Origin of the sequence: Parasutterella muris, from assembly GCF_943193095.1 — a bacterium.
In the GTDB taxonomy this organism is placed as follows: Bacteria; Pseudomonadota; Gammaproteobacteria; order Burkholderiales; family Burkholderiaceae_F; genus Parasutterella; species Parasutterella muris.
The window spans coordinates 1-26,667 of sequence record NZ_CALPCV010000032.1 but is presented as its reverse complement, the minus strand read 5'-3'; the positions used below and the strand labels follow the sequence as shown (position 1 = coordinate 26,667).

General features: G+C 46.6%; 19 protein-coding genes. 6 read left to right on the top strand and 13 right to left on the bottom strand.

Features of this window, described 5'->3' with window-relative positions; genetic code table 11:
- Positions 1 to 228: 228 nt before the first annotated feature.
- Positions 229 to 1,482: an MFS transporter gene (locus NFR90_RS10175; protein ID WP_251452760.1), complete on the top strand. Its 1,254-nt coding sequence runs from the start codon at positions 229 to 231 to the stop codon at positions 1,480 to 1,482.
- 123 nt (positions 1,483 to 1,605) lie between these two features.
- Here NFR90_RS10175 and NFR90_RS10170 read toward each other — a convergent pair whose 3' ends face one another.
- The 5 genes from NFR90_RS10170 to NFR90_RS10150 form a co-directional block, all read right to left on the bottom strand.
- Positions 1,606 to 2,586: a ribonucleotide-diphosphate reductase subunit beta gene (locus NFR90_RS10170; RefSeq protein WP_160335228.1), complete on the bottom strand. Its 981-nt coding sequence runs from the start codon at positions 2,584 to 2,586 to the stop codon at positions 1,606 to 1,608.
- Between the two features lie 5 nt (positions 2,587 to 2,591).
- Complete coding sequence (locus NFR90_RS10165; RefSeq protein ID WP_160335229.1) at positions 2,592 to 4,367, bottom strand: ribonucleoside-diphosphate reductase subunit alpha; 1,776 nt, start codon at positions 4,365 to 4,367, stop codon at positions 2,592 to 2,594.
- 167 nt (positions 4,368 to 4,534) lie between these two features.
- The gene (locus NFR90_RS10160) at positions 4,535 to 4,810 is read right to left on the bottom strand and encodes a hypothetical protein (protein ID WP_251452758.1); all 276 of its coding nucleotides are present in this window, start codon (positions 4,808 to 4,810) and stop codon (positions 4,535 to 4,537) included.
- Positions 4,811 to 5,117: 307 nt separating this feature from the next.
- Entirely contained in the window at positions 5,118 to 5,594 is a 477-nt protein-coding gene (locus NFR90_RS10155) for a YjiG family protein (RefSeq protein ID WP_160335231.1), read from the bottom strand.
- Positions 5,587 to 6,273, bottom strand: a complete 687-nt coding sequence (locus NFR90_RS10150) for a nucleoside recognition domain-containing protein (protein ID WP_160335232.1) — start codon at positions 6,271 to 6,273, stop codon at positions 5,587 to 5,589. Before NFR90_RS10150 ends, NFR90_RS10155 begins: the two co-directional genes overlap by 8 nt.
- Before the next feature lie 374 nt (positions 6,274 to 6,647).
- Between NFR90_RS10150 and NFR90_RS10145 the strand changes: the two genes are divergently transcribed.
- On the top strand, positions 6,648 to 7,736 hold the full coding sequence (locus tag NFR90_RS10145; RefSeq protein WP_160335233.1) for a porin: 1,089 nt from the start codon (positions 6,648 to 6,650) through the stop codon (positions 7,734 to 7,736).
- Positions 7,737 to 7,808: 72 nt separating this feature from the next.
- On the opposite strand, the gene NFR90_RS10140 is transcribed toward NFR90_RS10145, so the two are convergent.
- The 4 genes from NFR90_RS10140 to NFR90_RS10125 all read right to left on the bottom strand — a co-directional run bounded on the left by NFR90_RS10140 (position 7,809) and on the right by NFR90_RS10125 (position 14,214).
- Positions 7,809 to 8,567, bottom strand: a complete 759-nt coding sequence (locus NFR90_RS10140; protein WP_160335234.1) for a cytochrome b/b6 domain-containing protein — start codon at positions 8,565 to 8,567, stop codon at positions 7,809 to 7,811.
- A 9-nt stretch (positions 8,568 to 8,576) separates the two neighbouring features.
- Entirely contained in the window at positions 8,577 to 9,500 is a 924-nt protein-coding gene (locus tag NFR90_RS10135; RefSeq protein WP_251452755.1) for a 4Fe-4S dicluster domain-containing protein, read from the bottom strand.
- Between the two features lie 13 nt (positions 9,501 to 9,513).
- A complete protein-coding gene (locus NFR90_RS10130; protein ID WP_251452753.1) occupies positions 9,514 to 12,645 on the bottom strand; it encodes a molybdopterin-dependent oxidoreductase in 3,132 nt (1,043 codons plus the stop codon).
- A 576-nt stretch (positions 12,646 to 13,221) separates the two neighbouring features.
- Positions 13,222 to 14,214 carry an MlaD family protein gene (locus tag NFR90_RS10125; protein ID WP_160335237.1) on the bottom strand — a complete coding sequence of 331 codons (993 nt, stop codon included), beginning with the start codon at positions 14,212 to 14,214 and terminating at the stop codon, positions 13,222 to 13,224.
- 378 nt (positions 14,215 to 14,592) lie between these two features.
- On the opposite strand from NFR90_RS10125, the gene NFR90_RS10120 reads away from it, so the two are divergent.
- Together NFR90_RS10120 and NFR90_RS10115 are read left to right on the top strand one after the other, a co-directional pair.
- Positions 14,593 to 17,292, top strand: coding sequence for an autotransporter outer membrane beta-barrel domain-containing protein (locus NFR90_RS10120; RefSeq protein WP_251452751.1), 2,700 nt, complete (start codon positions 14,593 to 14,595; stop codon positions 17,290 to 17,292).
- A gap of 84 nt (positions 17,293 to 17,376) precedes the next feature.
- Positions 17,377 to 18,558: an alanyl-tRNA editing protein gene (locus NFR90_RS10115; protein ID WP_251452749.1), complete on the top strand. Its 1,182-nt coding sequence runs from the start codon at positions 17,377 to 17,379 to the stop codon at positions 18,556 to 18,558.
- A gap of 344 nt (positions 18,559 to 18,902) precedes the next feature.
- Here NFR90_RS10115 and NFR90_RS10110 read toward each other — a convergent pair whose 3' ends face one another.
- The gene (locus NFR90_RS10110; protein WP_251452747.1) at positions 18,903 to 19,823 is read right to left on the bottom strand and encodes an L-lactate dehydrogenase; all 921 of its coding nucleotides are present in this window, start codon (positions 19,821 to 19,823) and stop codon (positions 18,903 to 18,905) included.
- Positions 19,824 to 20,231: 408 nt separating this feature from the next.
- Here NFR90_RS10110 and NFR90_RS10105 point away from each other — a divergent pair, with 408 nt between their 5' ends.
- Positions 20,232 to 21,047, top strand: coding sequence for an ABC transporter permease (locus tag NFR90_RS10105; protein ID WP_160334784.1), 816 nt, complete (start codon positions 20,232 to 20,234; stop codon positions 21,045 to 21,047).
- A gap of 193 nt (positions 21,048 to 21,240) precedes the next feature.
- A complete protein-coding gene (locus tag NFR90_RS10100; protein WP_160334783.1) occupies positions 21,241 to 22,518 on the top strand; it encodes an HsdM family class I SAM-dependent methyltransferase in 1,278 nt (425 codons plus the stop codon).
- Here NFR90_RS10100 and NFR90_RS10095 read toward each other — a convergent pair.
- The 3 genes from NFR90_RS10095 to NFR90_RS10085 all read right to left on the bottom strand — a co-directional run bounded on the left by NFR90_RS10095 (position 22,515) and on the right by NFR90_RS10085 (position 26,396).
- Positions 22,515 to 23,606, bottom strand: coding sequence for an ABC transporter ATP-binding protein (locus NFR90_RS10095; protein ID WP_160334782.1), 1,092 nt, complete (start codon positions 23,604 to 23,606; stop codon positions 22,515 to 22,517). The genes NFR90_RS10100 and NFR90_RS10095 overlap by 4 nt on opposite strands.
- Positions 23,607 to 25,277, bottom strand: a complete 1,671-nt coding sequence (locus tag NFR90_RS10090; protein WP_251452746.1) for an ABC transporter permease — start codon at positions 25,275 to 25,277, stop codon at positions 23,607 to 23,609.
- 129 nt (positions 25,278 to 25,406) lie between these two features.
- Positions 25,407 to 26,396, bottom strand: a complete 990-nt coding sequence (locus NFR90_RS10085) for an ABC transporter substrate-binding protein (RefSeq protein ID WP_251452744.1) — start codon at positions 26,394 to 26,396, stop codon at positions 25,407 to 25,409.
- Positions 26,397 to 26,667 lie beyond the last annotated feature (271 nt).

Below are 26,667 nucleotides of genomic sequence, written 5' to 3'. Positions count from 1 at the left end.
TCAACTGAAACAGGAAAATTCAATGTAAAAATTTGTTTCTGCATCTCGAACAGCGCTTGGCGTTGTTCAATGAGGCGCGCATTCTACATAGTTTTTCGAAATTGTCCAATCGAAGGTTGGTAACCTTTCGTTAAACGTCAACGCTTTTGGGCTTTTTTGTTAACGGGATGGATAATTCACTGTAATATTCGTAGAGACTTTAAATTGGTGCCTTTTTTACATAGTTATATGGCTGTACACAATTCCCGTTGGTTTTTTCTGGCAATTGCCTGCCTAATTAATCTTTTCTCCGGATCGTTATTTACCTGGAGCGTATTTGCCGGTCCGAAGGCTGTTCAGTTGTCAGCACTTACGGGGGCAGATTTAACAGCGGTTGATTTAGCCATTACATTTGCTGTCTGCAATCTTATGGGGCCTATCCCTATGATCTTGAGCGGTTTTGTAAACGACAGAGTCGGACCGGCTTGGCTGTTAATCGGAGGAGGCTTAGTTGTCGGAGCATCTTTGTATGCTGCGGGAGTTTCAGCATCCATAACTTCCCTTGTTTTGTCTTATGGAGTCTTTTTCGGCATCGGTATGGGCGTTGTTTACGGCTCATTAATTAATACCAGCGTTAAGCTTTTTCCTGAAAGACGGGCGTTTGCAGCCGGGGCAGTTACTGCAGCTTATGGTTTTTGTTCCGTCATACTTCCACATATTGCATACCGAATGATTGAGTCTTCAGGAGTGGAGCTGGCATTCAAATATTTAGGTTTTGCTACCGGAGGTTTAATCGTTTTCGGCGGCGTGTGCAGTCTATTTTTACTGAAAGGGAAGTTCAGTAAACAAGAAATTCGGAAGGAGGAGCGCAATAGCATCTCAGAGATGAACTACAGGAAAATGGTCGTTACGCCGCGTTTCTGGCTAATGTTTGTTTTCCTCTTTTCAGGCGTGTTTTCCGGAATCACACTGATTTCACACGCTTCTTTAATTGCATCTAAACAGTTTGGATTTACCGCTGCGGCAGCTGCGACGGCAGTTTCATATATTGCTTTAGTCAATACTTCCAGTAGGCTTGTTATTGGTTATGTTGCCGACAAATTCGGTTATCTTAAAACTCTGACATTGGCCTGCGTAGTTGCGATTTTAGGAATGCTGTTATTTATTGTCGGCTCCAAAGGAGATAATGTGTTTTTCTTTATTGGAGCGACAACTGCGGCTTTAGCTTACGGTTCCTTCATGGCTGTTTATCCGGCCTATACTGCGCGCAATTTCGGATCACTTCATAACAGCGTCAACTACAGTATCATGTTTTGCGGTTTTGCTGCCGCAGGGTTTATTGGACCTATGGTTATGAAGCAGCTGACAATCGGAGATGACTTTCGCCTTGTTTATTTCGCTGCGATTGCTGCCTTAGTTATCGGTTTGCTTTCAGCTGTCGGTTTGTATCGTTTAGATAAACGAACACAGCGTGAACATGTTCACAATGGAGTTCAGAACTGAGTAAAAACTCTATTAAAAGAAAATGTGAACATGTTCACAGCTAGAGCAGAGAATCAAATACCGCAGTTGTGTGAACATGTTCACAATTGTTTTGATCTGTTGGAAGCCGGTCGTGCGAAAGCCTTAAGCTCCGGCGGCGCCCCACACGTCTCCCCAGGATCCGGTTAAGGCTCCCTTTGCATAATCGACGACACGGTTTTCGAAGAAGTTCGTATGAGTAACACCCAACATGGAGTCAACCCATGGAAGAGGATTGTCTGAAACATCGAAAATCGCTTTCATGCCCATCGCGGTAAGCCGACGATCACAAATCCAGCGTATGTAATTTTTAACCTCTTGCGCAGATAAATTCTGTTTGCTCATGTCATTTACGCCGAATGCCAAATCAATGAAAGCGTCCTCAAGTTCGACCATCTTCTCAGCAATGTCGTAAATCCTGCCTTTTAAACTGTCTGTCCAAAGAGAGGGATTCTCGACGATATATTCTCTGAAGAGTCGAATCATGCTTTCGGTATGCAGGGTTTCGTCATTGATGGACCAGGCGATAATTTGTCCCATTCCTTTCATTGTCCCGTTGCGCGTAAAGTTCAGCAGCATGACAAAGCTGGAGAAAAGCTGCATACCTTCGGTAAAGGCAGAGAAAGCCGCCATTTTTACAGCAATATTCTCTTCTTTGTTGTCCGCGAGGCCATGGAAGAAATCATGTTTTTCAGCCATCGCTTCATACTGAAGGAATTCGTTATAAACGGTCTCCGGCATCCCGATTGTTTCAATCAGATGAGAGTAGGCGGCAATGTGAACAGCTTCGCGCGCAGCAAAGCTGGAAAGCATCATCCTAATTTCAGGAGTCGGAAAAAAGGGAAGGTAGGTGTTCACATAGGCAGAGCTAACGTCGATGTCGCCTTGTGTGAAGAAGCGAAATACCTTCGTGAGAAAGTCACGTTCCCCGTCGGTAAGAACCATCTTCCAATCCTTTATGTCTTCAATCATGGGGACTTCAGTCCAGAGCCAATGCATCTGCTCGCTTTCCATAAAGGCGTCATAGGCCCAGGGATATGAGAACGGTTTGTAATAGTTTCTGCTTTTTACCAAACTGGATTTCATTACTTTTATCCTTCACATGCAAGACAAGTTGAGTTGTCTAAGACTTCACGCATATTGATTTGATCTTCAATACGCTTGCGTTCAATTTTTTCTCCGAGCTTATCGGCTTTTCTTAATTTATCGCTACGGCAGTAATAGAGACTTTTGAGTCCGGACTTCCATGCAAGGAAGTGGCAGGCATGGAGATAGGCAATAGAGACATCGGCCGGGAAAAAGAGATTGAGCGACTGCCCCTGATCGATAAATTCCTGACGATCGGCGGCTAAGTCGATAAGCCATCTCTGATCAATTTCCTGAGCGGTTTTAAAGACGTCGCGAATCTCCTGAGGAAGGGCAGTTAAGTGCTGGACTGAGCCGTCATTTGCTGTGATGCTGGACCATACTTCTTCTGTGTCTAAGCCATACTGCTGAAGAACAGGGACAAGCAGTCTGTTGCGAATAATATGGGCTCCGGAAAGCGTGTCCTGACGATAAAGGTTCGCTCGTATCGGTTCAATGGAAGGCGAAGTTGCACGCATGATTAAACTTGACGAAGCATTCGGTGCAATAGCATTCCAATGAGAGAATCTTCTAAAGACGCCCGCATCCTTTGCGTCAGGACAAGGGCCGCGTTTTTCACAAAGGATTTCATCTCCGCGCGCGCATTGTTCTTTAATGTGCGAGAAGATGCGGTAGTTAACCGATTTGGCGATAACAGATTCGAGCGGAATGAGCTTAGACTGCAGATAAGCGTGGAAACCGAGTGCTCCGATTCCAATGGAGCGTTCGCGGATAGCCGAGTATCTGGCTCTTTCTACTGAATCAGGCGCATTATCAATGAAATACTGAAGCACATTGTCGAGCATTTCCATAACATCCGGAATGAACTGTTCGTCGTTTTTCCAGGCGTCGAAATGCTCCAAATTCAGAGACGAGAGGCAGCAGACGGCTGTACGTTTTTCGTTCGTCGGCAAAAAGATTTCTGTGCAGAGATTGGAGCCGTGAATTTGCAGTCCCTTGTCGCTTAACCAATGAGGAAGAGCTCGATTTGCCGCATCAATAAAAACGATGTAGGGCTCACCGGTCTGCATACGCATTTCAAGAAGCCGCTGCCAAAGGTCTCGGGCGGAGACAACTTCCACAACACGATTGCTGTTGGGGTCTCGAAGCTCCCAGGAATCATCAGCATTCGCGTCTGTCATGCTCTTCTCAATTAATCGCATGAACTTATCGCTGACATTAACACCATGGTGCAGATTAAGGGTTCTTAAATTCTGGTCGCCGGTCGGTTTTCTCATTTCAAGAAACTGAACGATATCCGGATGATCAATGTCTAAAAATGCAGCATAGGAGCCGCGGCGAGTTCGTCCCTGACGATACGCGAGACAGGCGGCGTCATAAATTTTCAGGTGAGGCATGACACCGACGGATTTGTCATCAGCGGAACGAATATCCACATGAATACCGACTCCGCCGCCAAGCATGGAGAGCCAGTTGACTTCTGAAAGCGTATTAACAAGTCCTTCGGCGGTGTCCTGCATATACACTTCGAAGCAGCTGATGGGAAGTCCTTTCTTGCTGCGTCCGAAAGAAAGGATAGGAGTCGAGAAGGAAAGCCAATGCTTAGAGGCGTAGTCATATAAGCGCTGAGCGTGTGCAGGGTTGCTGCCAAATGCTTCAGAAACATAGGCGAAGCGCTCCTGAGGACTTTTCTCCTCGTCACGCATGTAGCTTTCTCTCAAACGCTTAAACGAGACGTCATTGATTAATTCATCCTGGCTGTAATCAATTTTAATTCCCATAAACCTAACCCATTGAATAACTGAATATTTATTGTTTTTCTAAACAAAATGACATTCCATTCTAATTAATGAACGGAAGAAAGTATTCGTTAGATCCGGTTTTATATGTAAGAAAAAAGAACAGACAGATTTTTGAATCTGTCTGTTCTTAGGTGCAGCAATGTCTATTACAGGTGCATCAAAGCATCGTAACTACTGCGGAGAGAAGAGGGTAAGCCGATGGCTGAGGATGCGCTGTCAATATCTTTATATTGTTCGCAGAAACCTTGCCAGCGTCTGAAGGTTGCGGCGTCAGTTGAGAAGGTTTCTGTTTCAGCATCAAAAATAAAGTTGCTTGCATCAGCACTGTGAGAGATCAGTGATTCTGCATATTCCAAACGGTCCTGCCAGTCGATAAAACTAAGCTGACGAACTTCACCGGTTTCTGTAATCATTACAAACATTTTGAATCTCCTGTTGATTGTTTTATCTTGACTACGCGTTAATAATGACATTAATTTCTAAAATAATTTAAAAAACAAATAATATTTGCAATAAACTAGGGATAATACTGATAATTAAATAATGAAATACTGCGTTGTAGAAAAAATGTTTCACAGTGCGAAAACCAAAATGCATTGATAATTTGGCTGTTGTTCTCAAACAACAAAGGCGGATCAATTCGCTGTACCAGGGGCTGTGTGAAGAAAAAAAGGCCGAAGCAAAAAGCTTCGGCCAAAAATTTGCTAGAAAAGTCTATTTAAATTGAAACTAGACAAGGAAGCGCATGATCAGCATGCCAAGGCAAGCCATCAGGACGCTGTTGACCATAAGAACGGGCCAGTATTTTTTGGGCACATCGGCAACACCAAGCAGGCGGCCCATATACTGAATCTGTGAAGCCATAAGAAGGAGGGCGGGGGCCATGATCGTAATATCATGTCCATTCAGAGTACCGCTCGCGATAAGGCTGGCAGCAACACCTACACCAGCACCGCAGGAAAGCCATGTGGCACACAGAACGGTAATTGCTTGACCCGGGAGGTCAAAAATTGCCATTACAGGGCCGCAGACTTTACCGAGAAAAGCCATTACGCCAAACAGTTCAAGGATGTAAGCCAGGACGAAAGCCATAAGGACGTTCGGCATCAGGTTGTTGATGGCGACATTAAAGCCCTTGCGAAGACCGATAATGAAGATATCAAACGGATTTTTTGTTGTAACAGTTGTGTTGGATGTATTACTCATTTTTGAAATCCTCCTTATAAACGGTGCTGAGAACGAAGCGGATTAAAGCGCCGCCGACAAATTTGAGGCAGAACATGACGGCCAGCGGGATCCACACCGGCACCAGGAAAGAGGCAAACAGAGCGGATGCGATGGAGAAGTAGTTATTGACCAAGCCAGCGCCGGCATACTGCCAAGCGGCGATGACTACCAGGTTTTTCTTAGTGATCGAGCCGGAATCGACAAGACCTTTTGTAAGCGCAGCACCCGCATCGGTACTCTGGAGGTCGGTGATCAAAGCCAGACCGGTGATACCGGGGACACCAAGGATCGGCTTCAGAAGCGGAGTCATCAGCTTCTGAGCAGCACGCAGAGCGCCGTAATGAGAGAGAACTTCAAGAAGACCAAGCGCAAGCATCACGCCCGGGACGAGAGAAAGAGCGAAGAGGAAGCCAGCGCGAGCGCTGACGCCGGCTTTACCGACGAATGTGCCGCCTCCTGTGACGGAGCCGAACTTACCAATCAAAGTAGTGAAGTCGAACGCGCCAAGCCATTTATAGGCTTCGGGCATTTTGTAAAAAACACCGGAGAAGAAGCAAATAGCGAAAAACAACGAAATGTATGCGCCGATGCCTACTTTCTCCTCCATCTGAGCCTGCTGCTCAGATGCAGAGGTTGCAGTTAGGGTTTGAGATGACATGGTTTCTCCTTTTCTAAAAATGAATCCACGGGGAAAGTATAGGAAACAAAAAGTAACGAAAACAGAAAGTATGAGATGATTTTTGTCAGTAATTACACTTAGTAGTCAGGAAGAATATTTAAATATTTACCAAAACTAAATTTCGAAACTCAAATACCTTAAGAACGTGAAATTTATTTTTTTCGTTTTTTTTGAGAAACGCTAAATTCGTTTGGATGCTTTGCGGCTGTAGGCATTTCAATTGATTTTTCCGGTATTGACAGATGAAGAATTCTCTTGTTCGAATTGTCAAATTCTCTTCTTCTATTCGGTAAGATTTGATTGAGTACATATTTGTCATTTATTTGTTCTTGATCTATCTGAAGGAAAAGAAAATGAAACTATCTCTTATCGCCGCAGGCTTGCTTGCGGCAGTCAGCGGAAGCGCTCTTGCTGCATCCAACGTTACCCTGTACGGTGTTATTGACGCCGGCGTTACAGTCAGCAAACAGCACGGCGGTTCTACTTTGGTGAATATGTCCAACGGCAACTGGCTTGGCAACCGTTGGGGCATCAAGGGTGAAGAAGAGCTCGGCGGCGGTAATAACGTATTTTTCAAACTCGAACAGGGTTTTGAGCTGAGCTCCGGCAAGGAAGCTTCTGAGGGCAAAGCCTTCAATCGTGAAGCAGCTCTCGGTTTGAACGGTTCTTGGGGTACATTTGCAATGGGTCGTTTTGGTGGGCTTTCGTCTGACAGCGGCTCCTACAGTATCTTAGGAGGCACACCCTATACGACTTCTTTTTATACCGTCGGCAACATGTACAGCGCCTTCTATCTGACAGACCGCTATGACAATTCTGTGGTTTATCAGACTCCGGAATTCAGCGGCCTGCAGGGGCATTTGATGTACTCCAATGGAAGAAAAGGTGATACCAATAAGTGGTCTCACAACGCGCACTACTATGGTTTAGGTCTGACCTATAACAAAGGACCTCTGAGTGTTGACGCAATCTATGAAGTTCTGGATTATGACGGGGAAGCAAACAAAGGCAAAGCTACTCAGCTGATTAACTTAGGCGCTTCTTACGATTTTGGAGCCTTTAAGCTCTACGGTGCATATGAATATGCAATGCATGCTCCGCTCCAGGACGGAGTTGGCTCTGAAGACTACGGCCTTGCAAATTATGACCAAGGCAAACGCAACAACTATCACGCTTTTGCTGTGTCTGCTTCCACAGAAGCTTTAGGCGGTGAAATTATGCTGCAGAGTCAGTTCGCTTTTGGGAAAAACAAGGGTGAATTAGACGTCGGGCAGGAAAAGAAATTCAATACATGGAGTGTGGGTGCAGCGTACTTCTATCACTTCAGCAAACGTACCCTCATGTACACTCAGGCAGGTATCGGCAGTGCTGGGAAAGCACTTAAAGCAGCAGACCAGCTTCGCGGATGGAATGCGACAATCGGTATGACACATGAGTTCTAATCTTATGTAGGTACGAAAAAAGCCCGCGCACTGCGCGGGCTTTTTAATTAGGCTAGCAACCTGATAAAGAAGTTAGGATTCATAACCGACAGATGCAGTGTCTCCTTTGCGTTTCTGACCGTCTTTGACCTCGATAACATTCTTACCGGAGGCAATTTCTTCATCTGCCCAATATCCCCAATGATATACAGCATCGGCTTCATTAACGCGACCGTTACCAAACATGAGGTTCGCTGTACCCCTGTACGGTTCGAAGATACCGCCGCCGAGATAGATGTGACCAAGACCGAACACGATAATTATGAGGAACGAAATATCATGGATCAGTTTGGCGACAAGCAGCGTTGCAGGAGCAAAGCGAACAGTCCACTCTCCGTTAGGCAGAAGACCTGTGTTTAGCCATAGGACGATGCCGGAGAGTGCGGCGAATACACCGGCGAACAGCAGCACACCGTCAGCAACACGCTGCATGGACTTCACTTCACGCTGAGGCGGCATATGGATTTTGCCGGGCGCAAAGAGATAAGGCATGAACAGTTTCGCAAATGTCCAGTCATCCTTGTCCCATTTTCCGAAGATATTATTCTTAAAGAGGTGAACAAAGCCTTTCGGAGAGATCAGAACCGCCAGAAGCGGGATTACGATGAACGGGATCGCAATGATGCGGTGAGCCCAGCGCATCGCGATGGAGAATTCGCTTCCAACTGCGTTGTTCCAGCTGTTAATGAACACGAATAAACCGGTAATTGCCAGCAAGATGCAGCAGATAGCCGCGGTTCCGTGAGTGATACGAGCCAGAATAGAGTGGCGCTTAATATATTTAGTGATCATAGTTCAACCTCATTTTCCGGCGTTGTCAGCTTTATCCTGCTCAGCATCTTCTTTCAAACGATCCTTAACCAATTTTGCGCCTTCTTTACGCTGAGCTTCTGTCCAATGGACTTTAGCTTCTTCAACTGTCCGGTTCTTACGGCGATAGCCGAGAGCCGCGACGAAGGAAACAGCCAAGCCGGCGACAGTTGCAGCGGCAGCAAGGCCGGCAGCAGGCTGGGCAAGCTTGCTCAGAGATACCAGTGCGGACGGTTCGACGCCCTTCTTGAGGCCCTGAGCTTCGGCGCCGTATTTGCAGACCTGCAGAATATGCAGGCCGCCGCATTCGTTTTCACCGTAAAGCTCAGCTTTATCGTAGCCTCTGGCCTTAAGAAATTCCACGCGTTTTTTGCCGAGTGCAATCATTTCTTCGCGAGGTCCGAAATGAAGTGCGCCGGGCTGGCAGGTCTTCACACAGGCGGGAAGCATGCCGTTTTCGAGTCGATCCCAGCACATTGTGCATTTATCGATCTTCTGATCCGGACCGTAGTATTTAGGCACATCGAACGGGCAAGCCATTTCGCAATAGTGGCAGCCGATACATTTTTCTTCCTGAACAGAAACGACACCGTTGTCCTGATAGCTGAGCGCGCCGGTCGGGCAGACAGAGACGCAGCCTGCGTTGGAGCAATGGAAGCAGGATCTGCGGCCGAATGCCCATTCGATGGGACGCTCAAGGGTGTCGGTTTTCTTTTCCGAGAATGTCATGACGAGTCGGTTGCTGCCGTTAAGGTCCACCGGATTCTGATAGCTTCCGGAGAACGGGAAGGCGTTCATACCGAGATCGGTATACAGGACATTCCATTGTTTGCAGGCGACCTGACAGCCCTTACATGCAGTGCATTTGGAGGCGTCGTAGAGCATCGCCATTTCTTGATTGGTATAGATTGACATCTGCTATTCCTCCTTACTTGGCCTTTTCAACATTCACCAGGAACGCTTTGAACTCAGGGATGTAAGAGTTCGGATCGCCGACATTTGGCGAGAGGTCGTTCATCGTATCGCCTGTCGCATAAGCCGAAGCCCAGCTCCAGTGGTGGATCAGACCGATTGTGTGTGTCTTCTGACCGTTGATGTTCAGAGGCTGATAGCGCACTGTCACCATGGCGAAGGCTTCAATAGAGCCGCGGTTATTCCAAACACGGATCACATCACCGTTCTTAATGCCTTTTTCTTTGGCAAGCTCTTCGGAGATTTCCACGAAAGGTCTCGGCATGATTTCAACAAGCCAAGGAATGTTACGGGTCTGAGTACCGGACTGCCAGTGTTCTGTGACCGAGTAAGAAGTCGCAACGATAGGATATTCCTTGCTGCTGCCTCTCTTAACAGATTCCTTCCACTGAGCGAACTGTACCATCGGGCTGTCCTGACGGCCGTTCATGATGTTCTTAGTGGGGGACTCATACGGTTCATAGTGTTCAGGCAGAGGACCGTCCTTCATCGGATAGCTGAAGAGACGAGCTTCCTGTTCCCAGGTCATGAAGAAGGCCTGATTATTCGGAGGAACCGGAACAACCTTTCCGTCTTTAACCGTGGTTTCAACGAAGTCACCGACGTCGTTGTTGATCCAGCGGCTGCCGTTCCATTCAACCAGCATCTTCTTCGGATTCCAGGGTTTTCCCTGGACGTCTGCTGAAGCTCGGTTGTACAGAATACGTCTGTTGGCAGGCCAAGCAAACGAGAAGTCTGAGTACAGACCAAGACCGGAAGGATCGTAGAGCGAGCGGCGAGCAGTCGGCTGAGTCATCGGATCCCACTTGGTGGCTTCATTGTTGTAGTAGCCGCCGTAGATCCAGAGACCGCAAGCGGTAGAGCCGTCAGCCTTGAGGTTTGCGTAGCTCTTAAGAAGCTTGCCTGTCTTAGCGTCATAACCGTTCATTGCGTGCGCAACAGCCTTGACATCAAGCTGGCCCTGAGGATTACGGTAGTACCAGTTAACCTTGGTCACCTGATCCGGATTGACACCACCTTCAGTGCGGTACAGCTGCTGGATACGGTTGAAGAGGCGAGTCATGATTTCAAAGTCGCTCTTAGCCTGTCCGAGCGGCTCAACCGCTTTCTGTCTCCACTGAATCCATCTGCCGGAGTTGGCAATGGAGCCTTCTTTTTCGTAGATCAAGGCTGCAGGCAGCATGTAGACGGTGGTATTGATCTTTGTCGGATCCATACCGGGGGCTTTCCAGAAGCTGGCGGTTTCTGTTTCGAACCAATCAGCTACGAGCATCCAATCGAGGTTGGACATCACTTCGCGGCAATACTTAGTGTTCGGTTCAGAATGGGCCGGGTTCATACCCCAAACCAGATAACCCTTGATCTGCTTATCCTGCATGTAGTGGAAAGTCGGGATCGTGGAGTCATTGTGTTTGAGAGAGCGCTTCGGGAGCAGATCGTAGCAGTAGTTGTTTTCCGCAGTCGCATTGTCACCGTACCATTCTTTCAGCATGGATACCATGAACTTTGGTTTGTTCATGTAGTAGCCGGCGCTGTAAGTTTCCTTAGAGAGGTAAGCGCCAAGTGTCGGATGATTTTGCTGGATCGGCCATGCCAGATAGCCAGGGGCGAAGTCCATTGTGGCGCCGACGTCTGTGGAGCCTTGAACATTCGGCTCACCGCGGAGCGCATTGATACCGCCGCCAGCAACACCGACGTTGCCAAGAAGTAACTGGATGATACACATTGCGCGGCAGTTCTGGCTTCCGTAGGTATGCTGTGTCTGGCCGAGCGCATAAAGGATTGTGCCACTCTTTTCAGGAGCGCCGGAAGCGGCGTAGGTCTTGTAAACGACCTCAAGCAGTTTCTTATCAATACCGGTGACTTCGCTGACCTTGTCTAATGTGTAGCGGTTGTAGTGTTTGGCGAGCAGATTCAGCACGCAGTGCGGATCTTTAAGACTCGGGTCTTTCTTCGGGACTTTAAGTGCAGGCGGATTGAATTGTGGTACACCAGGGTCATTCACCCAAGCGCCCGGCTGACCCGGTTCTGTTGACCACGGAACAACTTCTTCAGTCTGGTACATCCAAGAGTTGTTCTTGTATTGCTGATCTTTTTCATCCCAGCCTGTGAAGAGGCCGTCAGCGACGCTGAAGCCGTACTCCGGGCTGATCAGATATGTAGCGTTGGTATAGTTTTCAACATATTCTTTCTGATAAAGCTTGTTGGCAAGGATGTAGCGAATAAAGCCGCCGAAGAAGGCGATATCTGTACCTGGTCTGATCGGGGCGTAGATATCGGCCTGTGATGCAGTACGAGTAAAGCGGGGGTCAACTACAATCCATTTTGCACCGCGGTCAACCGCACGATGTACCCAGCGCGAAGACAGCGGGTGATTTTCTACATTATTGGAGCCGATTGTCAAAACAACGTCTGCGTTCTGGAAATCGCACCAATGACTAGTCATAGAGCCACGACCAAATGAAGGAGCGAGTCCGGAAACAGTCGAAGAGTGGCAGACACGTGTTTGATTATCGATCTGAACAATACCGAGTGAGCGGGCAAATTTTTGAACAAGCCAAGCTTCTTCTGTGTTGAGCTGGGCGGCTCCATAGCTTGCGATACCTTCACAACGGTTAACAATGACTCCGTCTTCCGTAGAAGTGTAACTTTCATCACGCGTTTTTTTGATCTTTCTAGCTAATTCATCGATTGCTTGGGACCAAGAGATCGGTTCCCATTCTGTTTTACCAGGGCGGCGAACCAGCGGCTGAGTCAAACGATGCGGATGTGAGATGAGACGTCTATCTTTAGTGACAATGTCTCTTAAGCCGGTCAGAGCTGCGCCTTTGGGGCAAAGGCCTCCGATATTGCAGGGGTTGTCAGGATCACCTTCGATATTGATCAACTGACCGTTTCTTACTGAGCAGATTGTGCCGCAACCGCCAGAGCAGTAGCAGCAAATATTTAAATACTCTTGGGTGTCATGCAGTTTCCACTTGCCAACAGCCCCTGGGAGGAAGCGGTCGGCGGACATGACATTAAATGCGGAGGCGGAGCCGGCGAGGCCGACAGCCGCCTTCATAAAATTTCGTCGAGATGTTTGCATAAGATTTCCTGTAGCGACGATTAATGGCTTAACTAATGGGGTGGGCCATATACATACATTGACTTCAATCAATCCGATCGATAATATAAGCTATTGTGCAAAGAAAAACAATCGTTTGTAAGTATTAATGTTTGAAGTAAAACCAATTAAGATTGAATTAATTGTAGATATAACAGTGTAATCAATTGAATTTGAATAATAAATCAATTGGTAATATTATGTAATCTAAGCAGATCGGAGGAACGTATTAATCCGTCTATATTCGTTATAATTAATTTATACTTAGATTTTTTTACAAAATAAATCAGTCTAAATGAGCTTATTTAATAACGGATTATTAGGTTTGGTAAATATTTATTAACGGCAATATTAATATTTCAATCGAAATTTAAATAATATTTTCCGAATTATAAAAAATATTAATGGATAACGACGATGTAATCGCCTATTTTGAGAATACTATAGGGTAAAAATATATAATAATGTGTCTTTATTATTTTAATATGCTAAATAAAAAACATTTATGGCATGAAGTAAGTTTATAAGTTTAGAGTTCGCTGATCTGTTGTTGTATTTTTATGGACTTTCAGTAAAAGGATTTTCCTCCTGTGAAGAAGATACTGGTATTGAAGCCCATTGCTGAGTTACCTGAGAAAGATTCTGAGTGATTGAAACGAGGGAGACAATCAGAGCTCGAATGTCGTAATTGTTTTGCGCGACCATACGATTAAAGTCAGCAGTTGTATCAGAGAGCTGTTTGACAAGAGACTGACTTTGCCGGTTTCCGGTTGCTTCACTGATTTCTTTTGCCGCCGAGGACAGATGAGTAAGAAGCGAATTGATTTTTTTTACGTCGACTTCGTCAAGGGTTTCGGAACTTGTTTTTATCCAGTCTTCTGCTGAATTAAGCAGCGTTTTGATGCTTTCCGGGCTTACGCCTTCGACAATTTCATTGAGCCGTACCAAGGAGAGGCGCAGATCAGCTAAGCCGTTTCTGCTGGTGCCAATATTCATGTCCTTTTTGACTGACTGCAGGGTTGAGAAAAACTGTTCGAGGTTATCAAGAATTTCGTTTGTAAGACTGATAGCTGACGGTATATATAAGTGAGCAGGCTTCCATGGGAATTCTGTTACTTCGGGCGGATAAAGTCTCGGGTCCTGATATCCGGCAGAAAGAAAGAGAGTCCCGGTGATTCCGGAGAGCTGTGTCTGGATGCGTAAGCCGTCCTCGATCATTTTTGGGAGCTGTTCTGCTAACTTGTTTTTATCCAGGTAGACGGTCATTCGGACCACCGCGACAGAATTTTTATCAGAAAAAAGGTTGATGTGGTTCTGAGGGTAAGCAGAACTTGAGAGGAGGATCTCGTCGACCTCTCCGATCTTTACACCCTGAAAAGAGACAGCCGAACCGACGGAAAGACCGTTAATGGATTCCTTGAAGTACGTTTCGACAGTGGTTTTCGGTCGGAAAAAGTTAGGAGTAAAGACCGTACACAGCATGATGATGAGTACGGCGATAAGAAGGATTACCGCACTTCCAACCCAGAAATGTCTTTGCGCCTTAGTCATATGATCCTACCGAGTATTTTTCCTTGAATTATATGAAAAACACGCAGAGGACTTCTTTGTGCCGACCTGAATTACGCACTGACAAGAAGGTCCGGATCACTTAAAAGAAGGATTCAGCGCTGTTAATTCCTCTAAATGAGACTATCCAAATTTCGACAACCCCTCTATGTTCTTATATTTTAATCTTGACTTGTGCTTGGGGTAATTTGGTATTTAATTAGGGCATTAAAGAGATGGCATGATATTTTTAGTGTCTTTAAAAAAATATTCCGAGGGTTAAAAATTTTAATTATGTCAGGGGATGACTTTTGTAACCCGTTGTCTGCAAAAGAAAAAGGTATGAGAATCAAAGTGAACTTATATATTAGGACGATTCAAATGAGAATTCGAAAGGTTCCGCTCATCCTTTTGTTGACGATTGGAGCCGCTACCTCTGCTTTTGGCGGTCAATTTGACTCGATGTATGCAGTCCAATCTCGGCTAAGTTCTACGGACTTGCTGCAAGTTTGGAAGGATAAATTTCCGGGGCTGTATGAGAAGATTATTGATGCATCCAATCAGGCCCATGATACGGGGAACTACTATTTGACCGGAATTCAGACTCCTGTTGCCTGGAGTGTGACAGCTTCTAATGATGTTGTTGTGAACTCTATTAATGCAGGCTACTTTGTCAATCTTAGAGGTCCGGACTATCAACCTCTGTTTCCCGGACTAACGGCAAGCAATCAGGGAGTCACGGTTGACGCCGGCAATGATTTGATTGTGATGCCTAATGCGACTTCTGTGGGCGGCTTCGGTTATGGGATTTCTGCGGATTCGGGTACGGAGGTTAATGTAACCGCCGGCAATCGAATTATTTTGATGACAGCGGCAGACAAAGGCAATTATGTTCATTTTGACGGAACCTCGATTTTTTCCGGGGAAAGTGCCAAAGTCAATTTGAACGCCTCAGAGATTTATATCTATGGCTCGGTGATCCAGAACCCTTACAGTCTGGTTGATTTGTCAGCGACTAAGGGCGTATATTTAGTCACCCCCACCAATGGCGAGGTGTTGGGAGATGAGACGGTGAACCTCATGCTGGCAGATATGGAGATTGATGCTCCGACGGTTCTTTTGGAAAGAACCGTTAGTTTAGGAATGCTCCTTTTTGGAAGTAACCATCCAAGTAATCTGTTCATTGGCATGGATAATTCAGAAGGGATAGAAACCCAAGACGTATATTTCAGCAAAAACGTCACCGTTGAAACTCAGAGCAAGCTAAGGGTTAATGCCTCGAGCTCGGTTATTTTTGCGAAGAAGCTGTCGCTATTGACGAGTGGGGACGCTGTTATTATATCTAAGCAGATCGGTATTAATAATTTGTTTCTTGGCAATATCGGCGCAACCGGAACATTCAATGTTATAGGCGACGGTTCAATGTTTGTGAAAGAAACGGCAAGCGTCGGTTCAAACTCCAAGCTGAATGTCAACTTAGGAGAGGGGGCCGGGCTTTCCGCCTCATTTAATACGAATGACAAAGGATCGACCGTTATCAATTTAGAGAAAGGCGCCTATTGGTATTCTCCGCGGAGCAGCACAATCAGCCAGCTTTCACTTCAGTCGGGAAGTTTTGTTGATCTTGGTCCAATGAACGAGCAGATGACGATTACAACAAAGCGACTAACTGGTGATCAAGGCATTTTCCGGCTGGTGAGCGGCTCAAGAGGCAGTATTCATATTACAGAAAGCAGTGAAGGGAACCATCAGGTACTGCTTGCCTCCAGCGGTAAATCGATTCAGGATACTGGCTACATGTATCACATTGTGGCGGCCGACTCGTCGCCATCAGGGCAGGACAATGCTACCTTAAGCCTGGCCAATAAAGGGGTTGTTGATATCGGACCTTATGAATATAAGTTTGGCCTTAAACAATATGGAGACAAGAGTACACGAGACTGGGTCATCACTTCTCAGGTTTCTGAGCGTCCGGAGCCGGATTTGCCCGCAATGCCGGACAGCCCGAATCTTCCGACGCCAGGCGTGCCGGGGGAATCCGGTTCAACGTCTAATAATCCCGCGCTGATTCCAAAGCCGGACTTAAAGCCGCTGCCGTTTGATCCGAGCAATCCGCCTATTGTTCCGTCTGAAGAGGTGAAACCTATCGGCTTGTCCGCGAGCGCTAAAATGGTACTAGCGGGAGTAAATTCCGGAGCTCAGGTGATTCAATATCTGGGTTCGCTCGATGACATGAGAGCGAGAATGGGCGAAGTCCGCGACGGAGCGGATGCCGGTCCCTATGTGCTGTACAGATACGACAGAAGCCGGCTGAATTCATATCCCAGCATCAGCAGCAGAGTGAGGTTCAGTACTTATTCTTTAGGTCTTGACAGTAAAGTGACGCCGAACTGGATTGTTGGCGGCTCCGTTGTATTTACGGACGGGGACATTAAGCTTTCGGACGGATTCGGCAGCAAGACCGATTCGAATTCTGCCGGTATCAAGCTATACAGTACCTGGTATAACACTGCAGGAACATACGCTGATACAGTCCTGACATTTAACCATTATTCGACTCGCATACATGCGGAGATGCGTGACGAGCTTTCGTCGCATGCGAATTACAGCAATATCGGGATTGGTCTTTCGCAGGAGGTCGGTCACAGATTTATTTTCCCGACCTCATCGGAGACACACGAATGGTTTGTTGAGCCTCAAGCTCAGCTTTCTTATTACTTCATGGATGGGAAGCGTTTTGCCATGAGCAACGGGATGAGCGTGAAATTACGCAGCAACAACAGTCTTAACGGTCGTTTAGGTGTTGTGGCAGGGCAGAAGTTCAGCGGAAAGGAAGGCAAGAGCGCCGGTCAGGTTTATGTCAGAGCCGGTGTGGATCATGAGTTCCTCGGCAAAACCAAGATGGATATGAATGAGTTCTCCTTTGAGGATCGTTCCATTGGAACCCGTGTTTATTACGGTCTTGGCGGAGAAGCTGTAGTTAACAAGTCGTTTAAGGTATTCGGGCAGGTTAACCGCGAACACGGAAGCCGTATGAAGACGGATTTTCAGTTTAAAGCCGGCTTGAAATACATTTTCTAGACATTTTGATTCTGTATAGCCAGTTCGGTGCGAAGGAGTGCCGGCTGGCTATAATTTTTTGGAATAAAACTATCGGGAGAAGACGTGTCAGACACTATGCAGGAACTCTTTTACCGGGACCCTTACGCTCGTGAATTTACGGCGGAAGTGGTCTCCTGTACTGAGGGGAAGAAAGGTTTTGAAGTCATTCTTACGGATACCGTATTTTATCCGGAAGGGGGCGGTCAGCCGACTGATCTTGGAGAATTAGGAGGTGTGAAAGTTAATTTCGTTAAGAGAATTAACGAAAGCATTATTCACTACACGGACCAGCCGTTGGCAGTCGGGAATTTGGCGACAGGCAGGATTGATTGGGAACGGCGTTTTGACAATATGCAGAATCATACCTGCGAGCACATTTTTTCCGGTCTGGTTCATCAAAAATTCGGATTTGAGAATGTCGGATTTCATATGAATCCGGAGGACATCACCGTTGACTTTAGCGGAGAGGTTCCGAAAGAAGAGCTCGATAAAATCGAGCAAGAGGTTAATGATGCTATTGCCGCGGACATTGAACTCTGTGTGACGTTTCCTTCGCAGCAAGAACTTGCCTCAATGGATTACCGCAGTAAAAAAGAGCTTAGCGGTTTGGTACGCATTGTTTCTGTTCCCGGATTTGACTGCTGCGCGTGCTGCGGAACACATGTCAGAAGATCAGGTGAAATTGGCATATTTAAAATTTTAGAGTCTGGTAAGTACCGCGGAGGGACTCGAGTTCGGTTTGCCGCAGGCAAAAGGGCTCTTAGAGACTATGCATGGCGTCTGAATGAAATCTCAAAAGTTTCTGTACTGTTATCAGCTAAACCGCATGAGATTTCCGCAGCAGTTGAGAAAGTTCTGAATGACGGGAAGACTCAGGAGCAGCTTCTTGCAGAGCGCACTCAGCTGTGGCTGAAATCCGTTGCGGATCGTATTGAGAAGCCTCAAGATTGTGTGATTATCTTTGAGAACGGATTATCACCTTTTGAACTGAAGAAATTCGCCTCCATTCTGAAAGAGCGGCTTGTCGGGATTCCGTGCGCCGTACTTTCGGAAGTCGGAGAGAACGTTTTTAATTATGTGTTGGCTTACGAAAGCGAGAAGTTTTCTGAGATTTCCAGAGAGTTAAACAAGAAACTGAACGGTCGCGGAGGTGGGAGAGACGGAGTAGTCCAGGGTACTTACAGAGTCGATCGTGCGGTTATTGAATCAGCGGTTCGCGATGTATTTAAAGGTCTAATAAAGTAAAAAAATTCGAATCTTCCGCGGCATGGTGCGATTGCGATTTAGTTCCTTAAAAAAGCAGTGTGAACAAGTTCACGCGATAGTGAAAAAGTGATTTTGGAGATCACATTTGTGTTTCGGTGTTTTCTTCGCTGAACTAGAAATAACTTTAATAGCTATCGTGGGATTCCTTATCGTATATGCGGCGGAGGGGGCTTCTTTCTAAAAACACCTTGAATGTTTTTGAAATTCTTTAGTTGTGCTCGCCTCCGCTGACATTTACGTCCATATAACTTCAAAGCAGTATCTTAGTGTGAACCTGTTCACACTAAGATATTGAAAAGGACACTAATAGTCAGAACGTTTCTTTAACCTAAATATCCGTCATGAGTCTTCTGAGCAATCATCTTGGCAGAGTCATTCAGTAGAGCCTGCTCTTTAGGAGTTAAAGGAATTTCATTAATTTTCTCGACTCCGTTTTTCCCGATAACGGCTGGATACCCGACGTGGCACCCGTATTGTTCGAGATAGACAGAAGCGGGGCAGGCGAGTTTGGCATCCGAAAGAACCGCCTGTACTAATTTAACCGCACAGGTCGCAATTGCATAGCTCGTGTACTTCTTACCGTTGAAAACCAGCCAACCCCCTTCTCTTGCCGCTTTATCCAAAGCGTCAAGATCCAGATCTTGTTCTTCGGCAAGTTCGAACATAGGGATGCCGCGCACAGCGATGGTGGACCATGCAGCAAACTGAGATTCACCGTGTTCGCCAAGGACATAGCCGGAAATATTATGAGGATTTTCATTAATTCGATGACTGATCGCTCGCTGCATACGGGCAGTATCAAGAAACGTTCCGGTGCCGAAGACTCTTTCTCGAGAAAGACCTGTGTAGCGCTGAAGCAGTCCTGTGATAACGTCACAAGGGTTGGAGATGTTGATGAGGATTCCATGAAAGCCAACCGCCTTTAAAGCTTTTCCGACTGCCGCAGCCTGACTGCAGTTGTATGTATATTCTAGAAATCGGTCGCCTCCGTCCGCCAGCAGTTTGATGTCGCCGAAAGCCGTGACAACAACGTCTGCATCAGAAAGTGCTCTGTAGTCCTGCTTGATAATTTTTGTGTACGTATCAAGCCGCCCAAGCGAATCTGAGTAGTCATAATACTCAGCAGTGCATAACGCATCATTCTGATCAATTAAAACCAGCTCGTCGGCGATCCCTTTTGTGATCAGTGTGTATGCTACCGTTGATCCGACATGGCCAAGCCCGATAATTCCTATCTTTCGCATCTGATTCCTCGTAAGGGTATTTTCTTTGGATAAAGATAATTTTTACCGCAAAATAATAGGAATATTTACAGAACGAAATATTATTTTCTCAATCTGAGAAAACAAAGCGGAAGATGAATAATCTTCCGCCTAAAGAATTTGGCTCGCTTGATCCGGCTCAAACGAGAAAGCCTTGGGGTTCCGCTCTCTTGTGAGCCGGAACGGGAACAAGTCTAACCAGAAATTAGCTAATGGTTATTACCTAACGCCCGAAATAGGCGAGAGGCTGAATACTAATAGCTTTAGCTCTTGAGGTATGCCGATATTGGGGAGGTTATGTAATCTGCGGAGCTTCCATCTAATTACACTGTCGCTCATTAGTTAGTTAAATAATATCTAGACTGACACGCAGTATAAAGAAGGTTAATCATGGCAGTAAGCGGATCGAACGAAATCTCGATATTTCAAATGGGCCTCGGATTGCTTCCAGTACTCATCGCATTGTTTTTGTCCATTAAACACCGCTTGGGGCTTACCAAGTCTTTAATCATCGGGGTCGCTCGCGGAACGGTTCAGCTCGTTGCGGTGAGCTATATTCTGCTTTGGATTTTTAAAGAAAATAATCCTTGGGTCATCTGCGCCTTTCTGATTTTTATGGTTGCCGCAGCTTCCCAAGCTGCAGTGAAGAGAATTACCGGACTTAATACAAAAAAAGCAAAACGTATCTACCAAAGAATTCTCTTTGTGTCGATTTTCTTGGGTTCCATCTGCACGCTAGGTTATCTTCAGTTTGTTGTTGTACGCTCCCAGCCGCTGTGGGAAGGTCGTTATATTGTTTCATTAGGCGGCATGCTTGTAGCCCAGGCCATGAATGCTGCATCTTTGGTGATTGAGCGCTATCGAAGCGAACTTGAACTAAGAGCTGATGAAATCGAAACACTCCTTGCAATGGGCGCCAATGTTGAGCAGGCGACAGCCCGTACGGTGCGTGCGGCATCTGCGGCCGCCATGCTGCCTGCGATTAATATGCTGATGGTCCTTGGTATCGTGGCACTTCCGGGCATGATGAGCGGCCAAATTTTAGCCGGAGTTAATCCTCTTTTAGCCGTTCGCTATCAGCTTCTTATTTGTTTCTGTATTGCTGCGGTAGCTGCAATTGTTGCGTATGTGGCGATCAAAATGACAGAACGTCTCTACTTTACAAAAGCGGATCAGTTTATGCAGATCAGAGATACGGACGGCTAGAAAGTCCGGCAGCGATCAGCCTGCGCCATTTTGTATATCTAAGGGAAACTCTGCGGCGTCTGAAGCCGCTAAAATCTAAGAATACTTCTTCCCGCTTTTTTAGGCGGGCCTATCTGGTGCTTTTAGATTTTCAATGCCTAAGCTAGACAGACGATGCGCTTATTACACAGAGTCGAAGGAGATTCTAGGTCTCATGGTCAGACTTCTGGATGTTAAGCCGGAAGATCGAGTGTTCGAGCCTTCTGCTGGAGAAGGTGCTATCGCTGACGCCGTACTTTCCGCAGTTCTCCCTTCGGAATTTATTTTGTCGGAAATCGATGCGCGGTCCGCCGCATTGCTAAGCAGTAAATTCCAGGGCCGGTGCTCGGTTTTCTGCGGTGACACTTTGCTGTCTTCGCAGGTGGACGAACTAAAGGGGAAAATCGATAAGATTATCGGGAATCCGCCTTATGGAGCGTGGCAGACACAAGAAAAACGTCAGATTCTGAGAAATAAATTTCCTGATTCGTACGTAAAAGAGAGTTACTCGTTGTTTATCGAACGCTGTATCACGCTTTTAAAACCTGGCGGGCGGCTTGTTTTTATTGTTCCCGATACATTCTTGTACCTTAATCGTCATAGACACCTTCGGGAGTTTCTGTTTGCCCGGTGTTGTATTGAGGATGTGTATTTGTTTCCGTCTAAATTTTTCCCGGGCTTGAAATTCGTTTACTCGGGACTTTGCATTATTAATCTTAAAAAAGGTCGTAATAACGAGATGCTTTGCCGAGTACACAGCGGTTTCAAGGAAGTGACAGATCTTGGTTGCAGCAGTGAATCCGTAAGTCAGATACCTCAAAGTGATCTCTTATTTCCAGAGGTGCTCCGTTTTTATGCAAACGCTCCGGTACTTGGAGATGAGGCTTCTGTCGTGACAGGAATTTGTACGGGAGACAATAAACGATTTATTTTCTCAGAGCCTGATGAGGGACGTGTACCGCTTGCCAAGGGAGCAGGGTCCAAAGCGTACAGTTACGGGATAGACAGATTTTGGATACTCTGGGATGAAGAAGCGATTCACCACTATAAGACGGATAAGAAAGCGAGGTTCCAGAATAGGACCTTTTACTTTAGAGAAGGAATCGGTATGCCGATGGTGAAGTCTAAAAAGGTTAGGGCTTTTTACATGAAAGATAAAGTCTTTGACCAATCCGTAGTCGGCATTTTTCCTCATCAGTCGGATCGACTGGATTATTTATTGGCTTTCCTGAACTCTGACGCAGCCGATAGGTTGATTCGGACAATCAATCCCACCGCGAATAACTCATGCAATTATCTTAAACGTCTCCCGATTCTCCCTTGCAGTGAAAATAATGAACATAGGATCGGAGACTTCGCTCGAATCCTTCGACAAGAAAAAATCTCCGCTTCCGAGCGATTGTCGCTGGAAGCGGAGATCAATGCGTTCTTTAATCGTCTCTATCGATTTTAGTCGGCGTTAAGAAGCACCCCGGCCTGCGGTACAAAGGAAGCATTCAGCTTCGTTCCGGCGGAAATAAGCTGAGCTCCGGGCAGGAAAGGAATAGACATGGAGTAAGTCTTGCTGCTATCTGTGTTGAGAAGCTTAAACAGATAATCAATGCGGTCACCTTCAAAGAGCGCATTTGAAATTTCTACAGCGAGACCGTTTTCCGTTTCAGCCGGGAGCAGATTTTCCGGGCGAACAACAAGAAGGGCATTGCCGCCGACTTTCGGCGGATTGAGAACACCCATGCGTGCTGTGATTTTTCTTCCGTTGACGTCGATGGTGCCAATGTTGTTTTCAATAGACAGGAGTTTCCCAGGAATCAGATTGGCCTGTCCGATAAAGTCCGCAACAAACGCGGTGGCAGGGTCATCATAAAGCTTCATCGGAGTGCCGATCTGCTCGATTTTGCCGTGGTTCATAACCATGATGCGGTCTGACATTGTCAGAGCCTCTTTCTGGTCATGGGTCACATAAAGACAAGTAAGCTGAAGTTCCTGCTGAATACGGCGGATTTCTGTTCTCATGTGCAGTCTCAGCTTCGCATCCAAGTTTGAAAGCGGCTCGTCCATAAGAATTACCTTAGGGCGAAGCACTAAGACTCGTGCCAAGGCCACACGCTGCTGCTCGCCGCCGGAAAGCTGATTAGGATAGCGATGCTCGGCTTTTTCTAATCCAACCATCGCAAGAGCTTCACGAACTTTGGATTTAATTGCGTCGCTGCTTTCGTTGCGAATCTTTAAACCGTAGGCAACGTTGTCAAAGATCTTCATGTGCGGGAAGAGGGCGTAGTTCTGGAAAACAAAGCCCATCCTCCTCTCGTTCGCAGGGATCTTTGTAACGTCCTGATCCCCGAGAAGAATCTGACCGCTGCTCGGCGTTTCAAAACCGGCAATCATGCGAAGCGTGGTTGTCTTTCCGCAGCCGGACGGCCCGAGGAAGGTCAGAAACTCCCCATCCTTTACTTCAAGATTAACGTTGGAGACCGCCAGAAATTCCTCATTGTCTTTGACATAACGGCGGGTAATGTTTTTAAGAGTAAGAGAAACAGACATTTAGCGAAGACCTCCGGAAGCATCGCCGACCGGGCAAAGGACCTTGGCGAGAAGGGCCATAATGCTGGAGGCGGCAAAAACGATAAGGATTAAAACAATTGAAAAAGCACAGGCCTGTGCAAACTGCAGTTCGGTCATGCACTCAAGAATTCGGCAGGTAATCAGACTCCATTGGACGGAAACTAAGAAAATAGTCGCGCTGATCGCGGTCATGGAATGAATGAACAAATAGCGCATGCCAGTGAGAACTGCAGGAAGAACAAGAGGAACAGTGATCTTCCTGAATGTATATGCGGATGAGGCGCCAAGACTGGTGGACGCTTCTTCAATAGAAGGATCAATCTGCGAAAGCGCGGCAATAACGTTTCGAATACCGGCAGAAGAATAACGGAACACGTATGCGGCAATCAGAATGTAAACCGTACCTGTCAGTACGAGCGGCTTGTCGTTGAACGCGATAATGTACGCGATACCGATAACTGTACCCGGCAGAGTGTAGTTCAGAAGCGAAACGGTCTCAAGCGTCTTATGACCTCTAATTTTCAGCCACTTGCATACATAGCCGATAAGAACAGCCAGGAGGCCGCCGATCGGTGTGCCGACGCAGGCAATCAGCAGCGTGTCTTTAATCGCCTTCATGCCAAACGTGAATACGTAGTGATAATTCTCAAGAGTGAAACTGTTGTCTACACCCCAGACCTTGACGACAGAGCCGACAAAAATAATGGCGTAGAGATAAATCACAAAAGCGGTAATAAAAGCGATAGTGCCGATCACGATACCGGAAATCAAAGTCCCCGGTCCCTTGATAGAGCTTCGGCCGCCTGCTTTTCCGCTCACGGTCACAAAGCTCTTTCGGCCGACCCAGAAGTTCTGAAGAGCGTAAACAATCAGAGCAGGTACGAGCAGAAGGAAGGAAAGCGCGGCACCGCCGTTGAAATCATACATGCCGGTAATCTGCAAATAAGCCTGCGTCGGAAGAACCGGGAAGGAGTGTCCGCCTAAAACCAGCGGAGTCGCAAAGTCCGCAAGAGAGCAGGAGAAAACCAGCAGGAAAGCGTTTGCTAAACCCGGAACTGACAGCGGGAATGTTACGCTTCGGAAAACGTTAAACGGGGAGGAACCGAGTGAGTAGGCGGCATCCTCTAAATTTGGATCGATACGCTGAAGAATGGTCGTCAGCGTCATAAATGCGATGGGGAAGTAGGTCAGCGTTTCTGAAATGAACGTTCCCCAAAAACCGAAGAAGTTGAAGTTTTCCAGCCCGAGCGCGGAAAGAATAATGCCGTTCGGACCAAGACAAAGTGTTAAAGCAATACTGGAAGTAAAAGGTGGAGAAATTAGAGGGAGCAGCGTCACCGCACTAATAAAGAAGGTCAGCCAGCGCGGCAGAGAAAGCCGTGTAACAGCAAATGCAAAGATGAATCCGATCGCAGTTCCCGCAACACCGACAGCGGTAGCCAGAATGATGCTGTTGACGATAGCTCGGCGGTCATACCAGCTTGCGAGAAAGGGCATGAGGTTTTGAAACGATAAGTGCCCGTCTACGATAAACGTCATCGCCAAAAGACGGACGACCGGATACAAAACAAAGACACCCATAGCGAGCCAAAGAACACATATGGTGAGAAGGGTCACCGGGTCTCTTTGCCGCTTAATGCCGCTCGTCATAAATTACTCCCAAAAATCAGGGAACTGATACAGGCATAATTCCCTGCCTAACAGACATGCCAGATGCCGATCAGCTTTGCTGTCGGCACTGACATTTTCAAATAGCGATTTAAATGCAAAATAAGGAAATTACTTGATCACTTCATTGATCCAGCGATTTGTGTATTCCTTGCGTTTTTCACCCTTCCATGCAACGTCAACGTCTTTCATGTTGATCTTGGAGAGATCAAGCAGAGGGTTATCTGTTTTAACATCTGCACGGGTGGGAACGTAGTTGATCTTGTTGGCGACGATAAAGTCGGCGAATTTCTTACTGGCTGCCCAGTCAACAAATTTTTTGGCGGCGTCCATGTTCTTGGCGTTCTTGACAATACCTGTTGCCTCGATACCATAGGAAACACCGTCCTTCGGATAGGTGATTACAACGGGATAGCCCTGCTGTTTGATGTCAAGCGCGTCAACAATGTAGAAGATGCCGGATGCACACTGGCCGGTAGCGATCGGCATCGCACCGCCCGCGCCGCTCTTTGTATACATCTGGATGTTGCCATTCAGCTTCTTCTGATATGCAAAGGCAGGGTCCTCGCCCATAACTTTAACGAGGGAATAGATGCGTTCAGTCGCTGTTCCGGAGGTACGGGCATCAGCCATCTGAAGATTGTTTTTGTAATGCGGATCAAGCAGGTCGTTCCATGTTTCAGGGGCCTTCATGTTGTTCTTTTCAAGGAACTTGGTGTTTGTCAGGAAACAAAGCGGAATGATGCCGATACCGGTCCAATGGTTCTGCGGGTCACGAAGACTTGCGGGGATCGCGTCGGAATCTTTCGGACGATACTGCTCGAAGATGTCTTCCTTAACACCGGCCGCATAGGTGTCGGCCGGGCCGCCTAACATGACGTCAACCTGAGGATTTTTCTTCTCAGCGTTGAGTCGCGCCAGCGCCTCGCCGGAAGAGAATCTCATGAAGTTGACTTTGATGCCGGTATCTTTAGTAAATTCAGAGAAAACCTTGGATGCGTATTTCTCTGGCATGATTGAGTATGCGTTGAGCTGTTCGGCGGCGTTGACGCTTCCTGTGACAAGAGCCAAGGCCATAGCAGCGGCGGTAAGTAATTTCATAAAGACCTCTGTGTTAAACGACGAAGTGTCGCGATAGGCTGATTTTAACAACAGGAAGGCATATTTGTGACATTTTTCCTGAATTCCCAAAATTCTAGGAGCTATTTTTACAAATAGTCTCATCTTTAATTTAACTAATTGATTTTATACCCCTTTTGAGCAATGCATAGATGGACTTCTTTAACTTCATAGGTGATAATTATAACCTATGAAAGAAACCAATCACCCTACAAATATGGATAGCAAAACTCAGGAACAGTGCTTCTTAGAA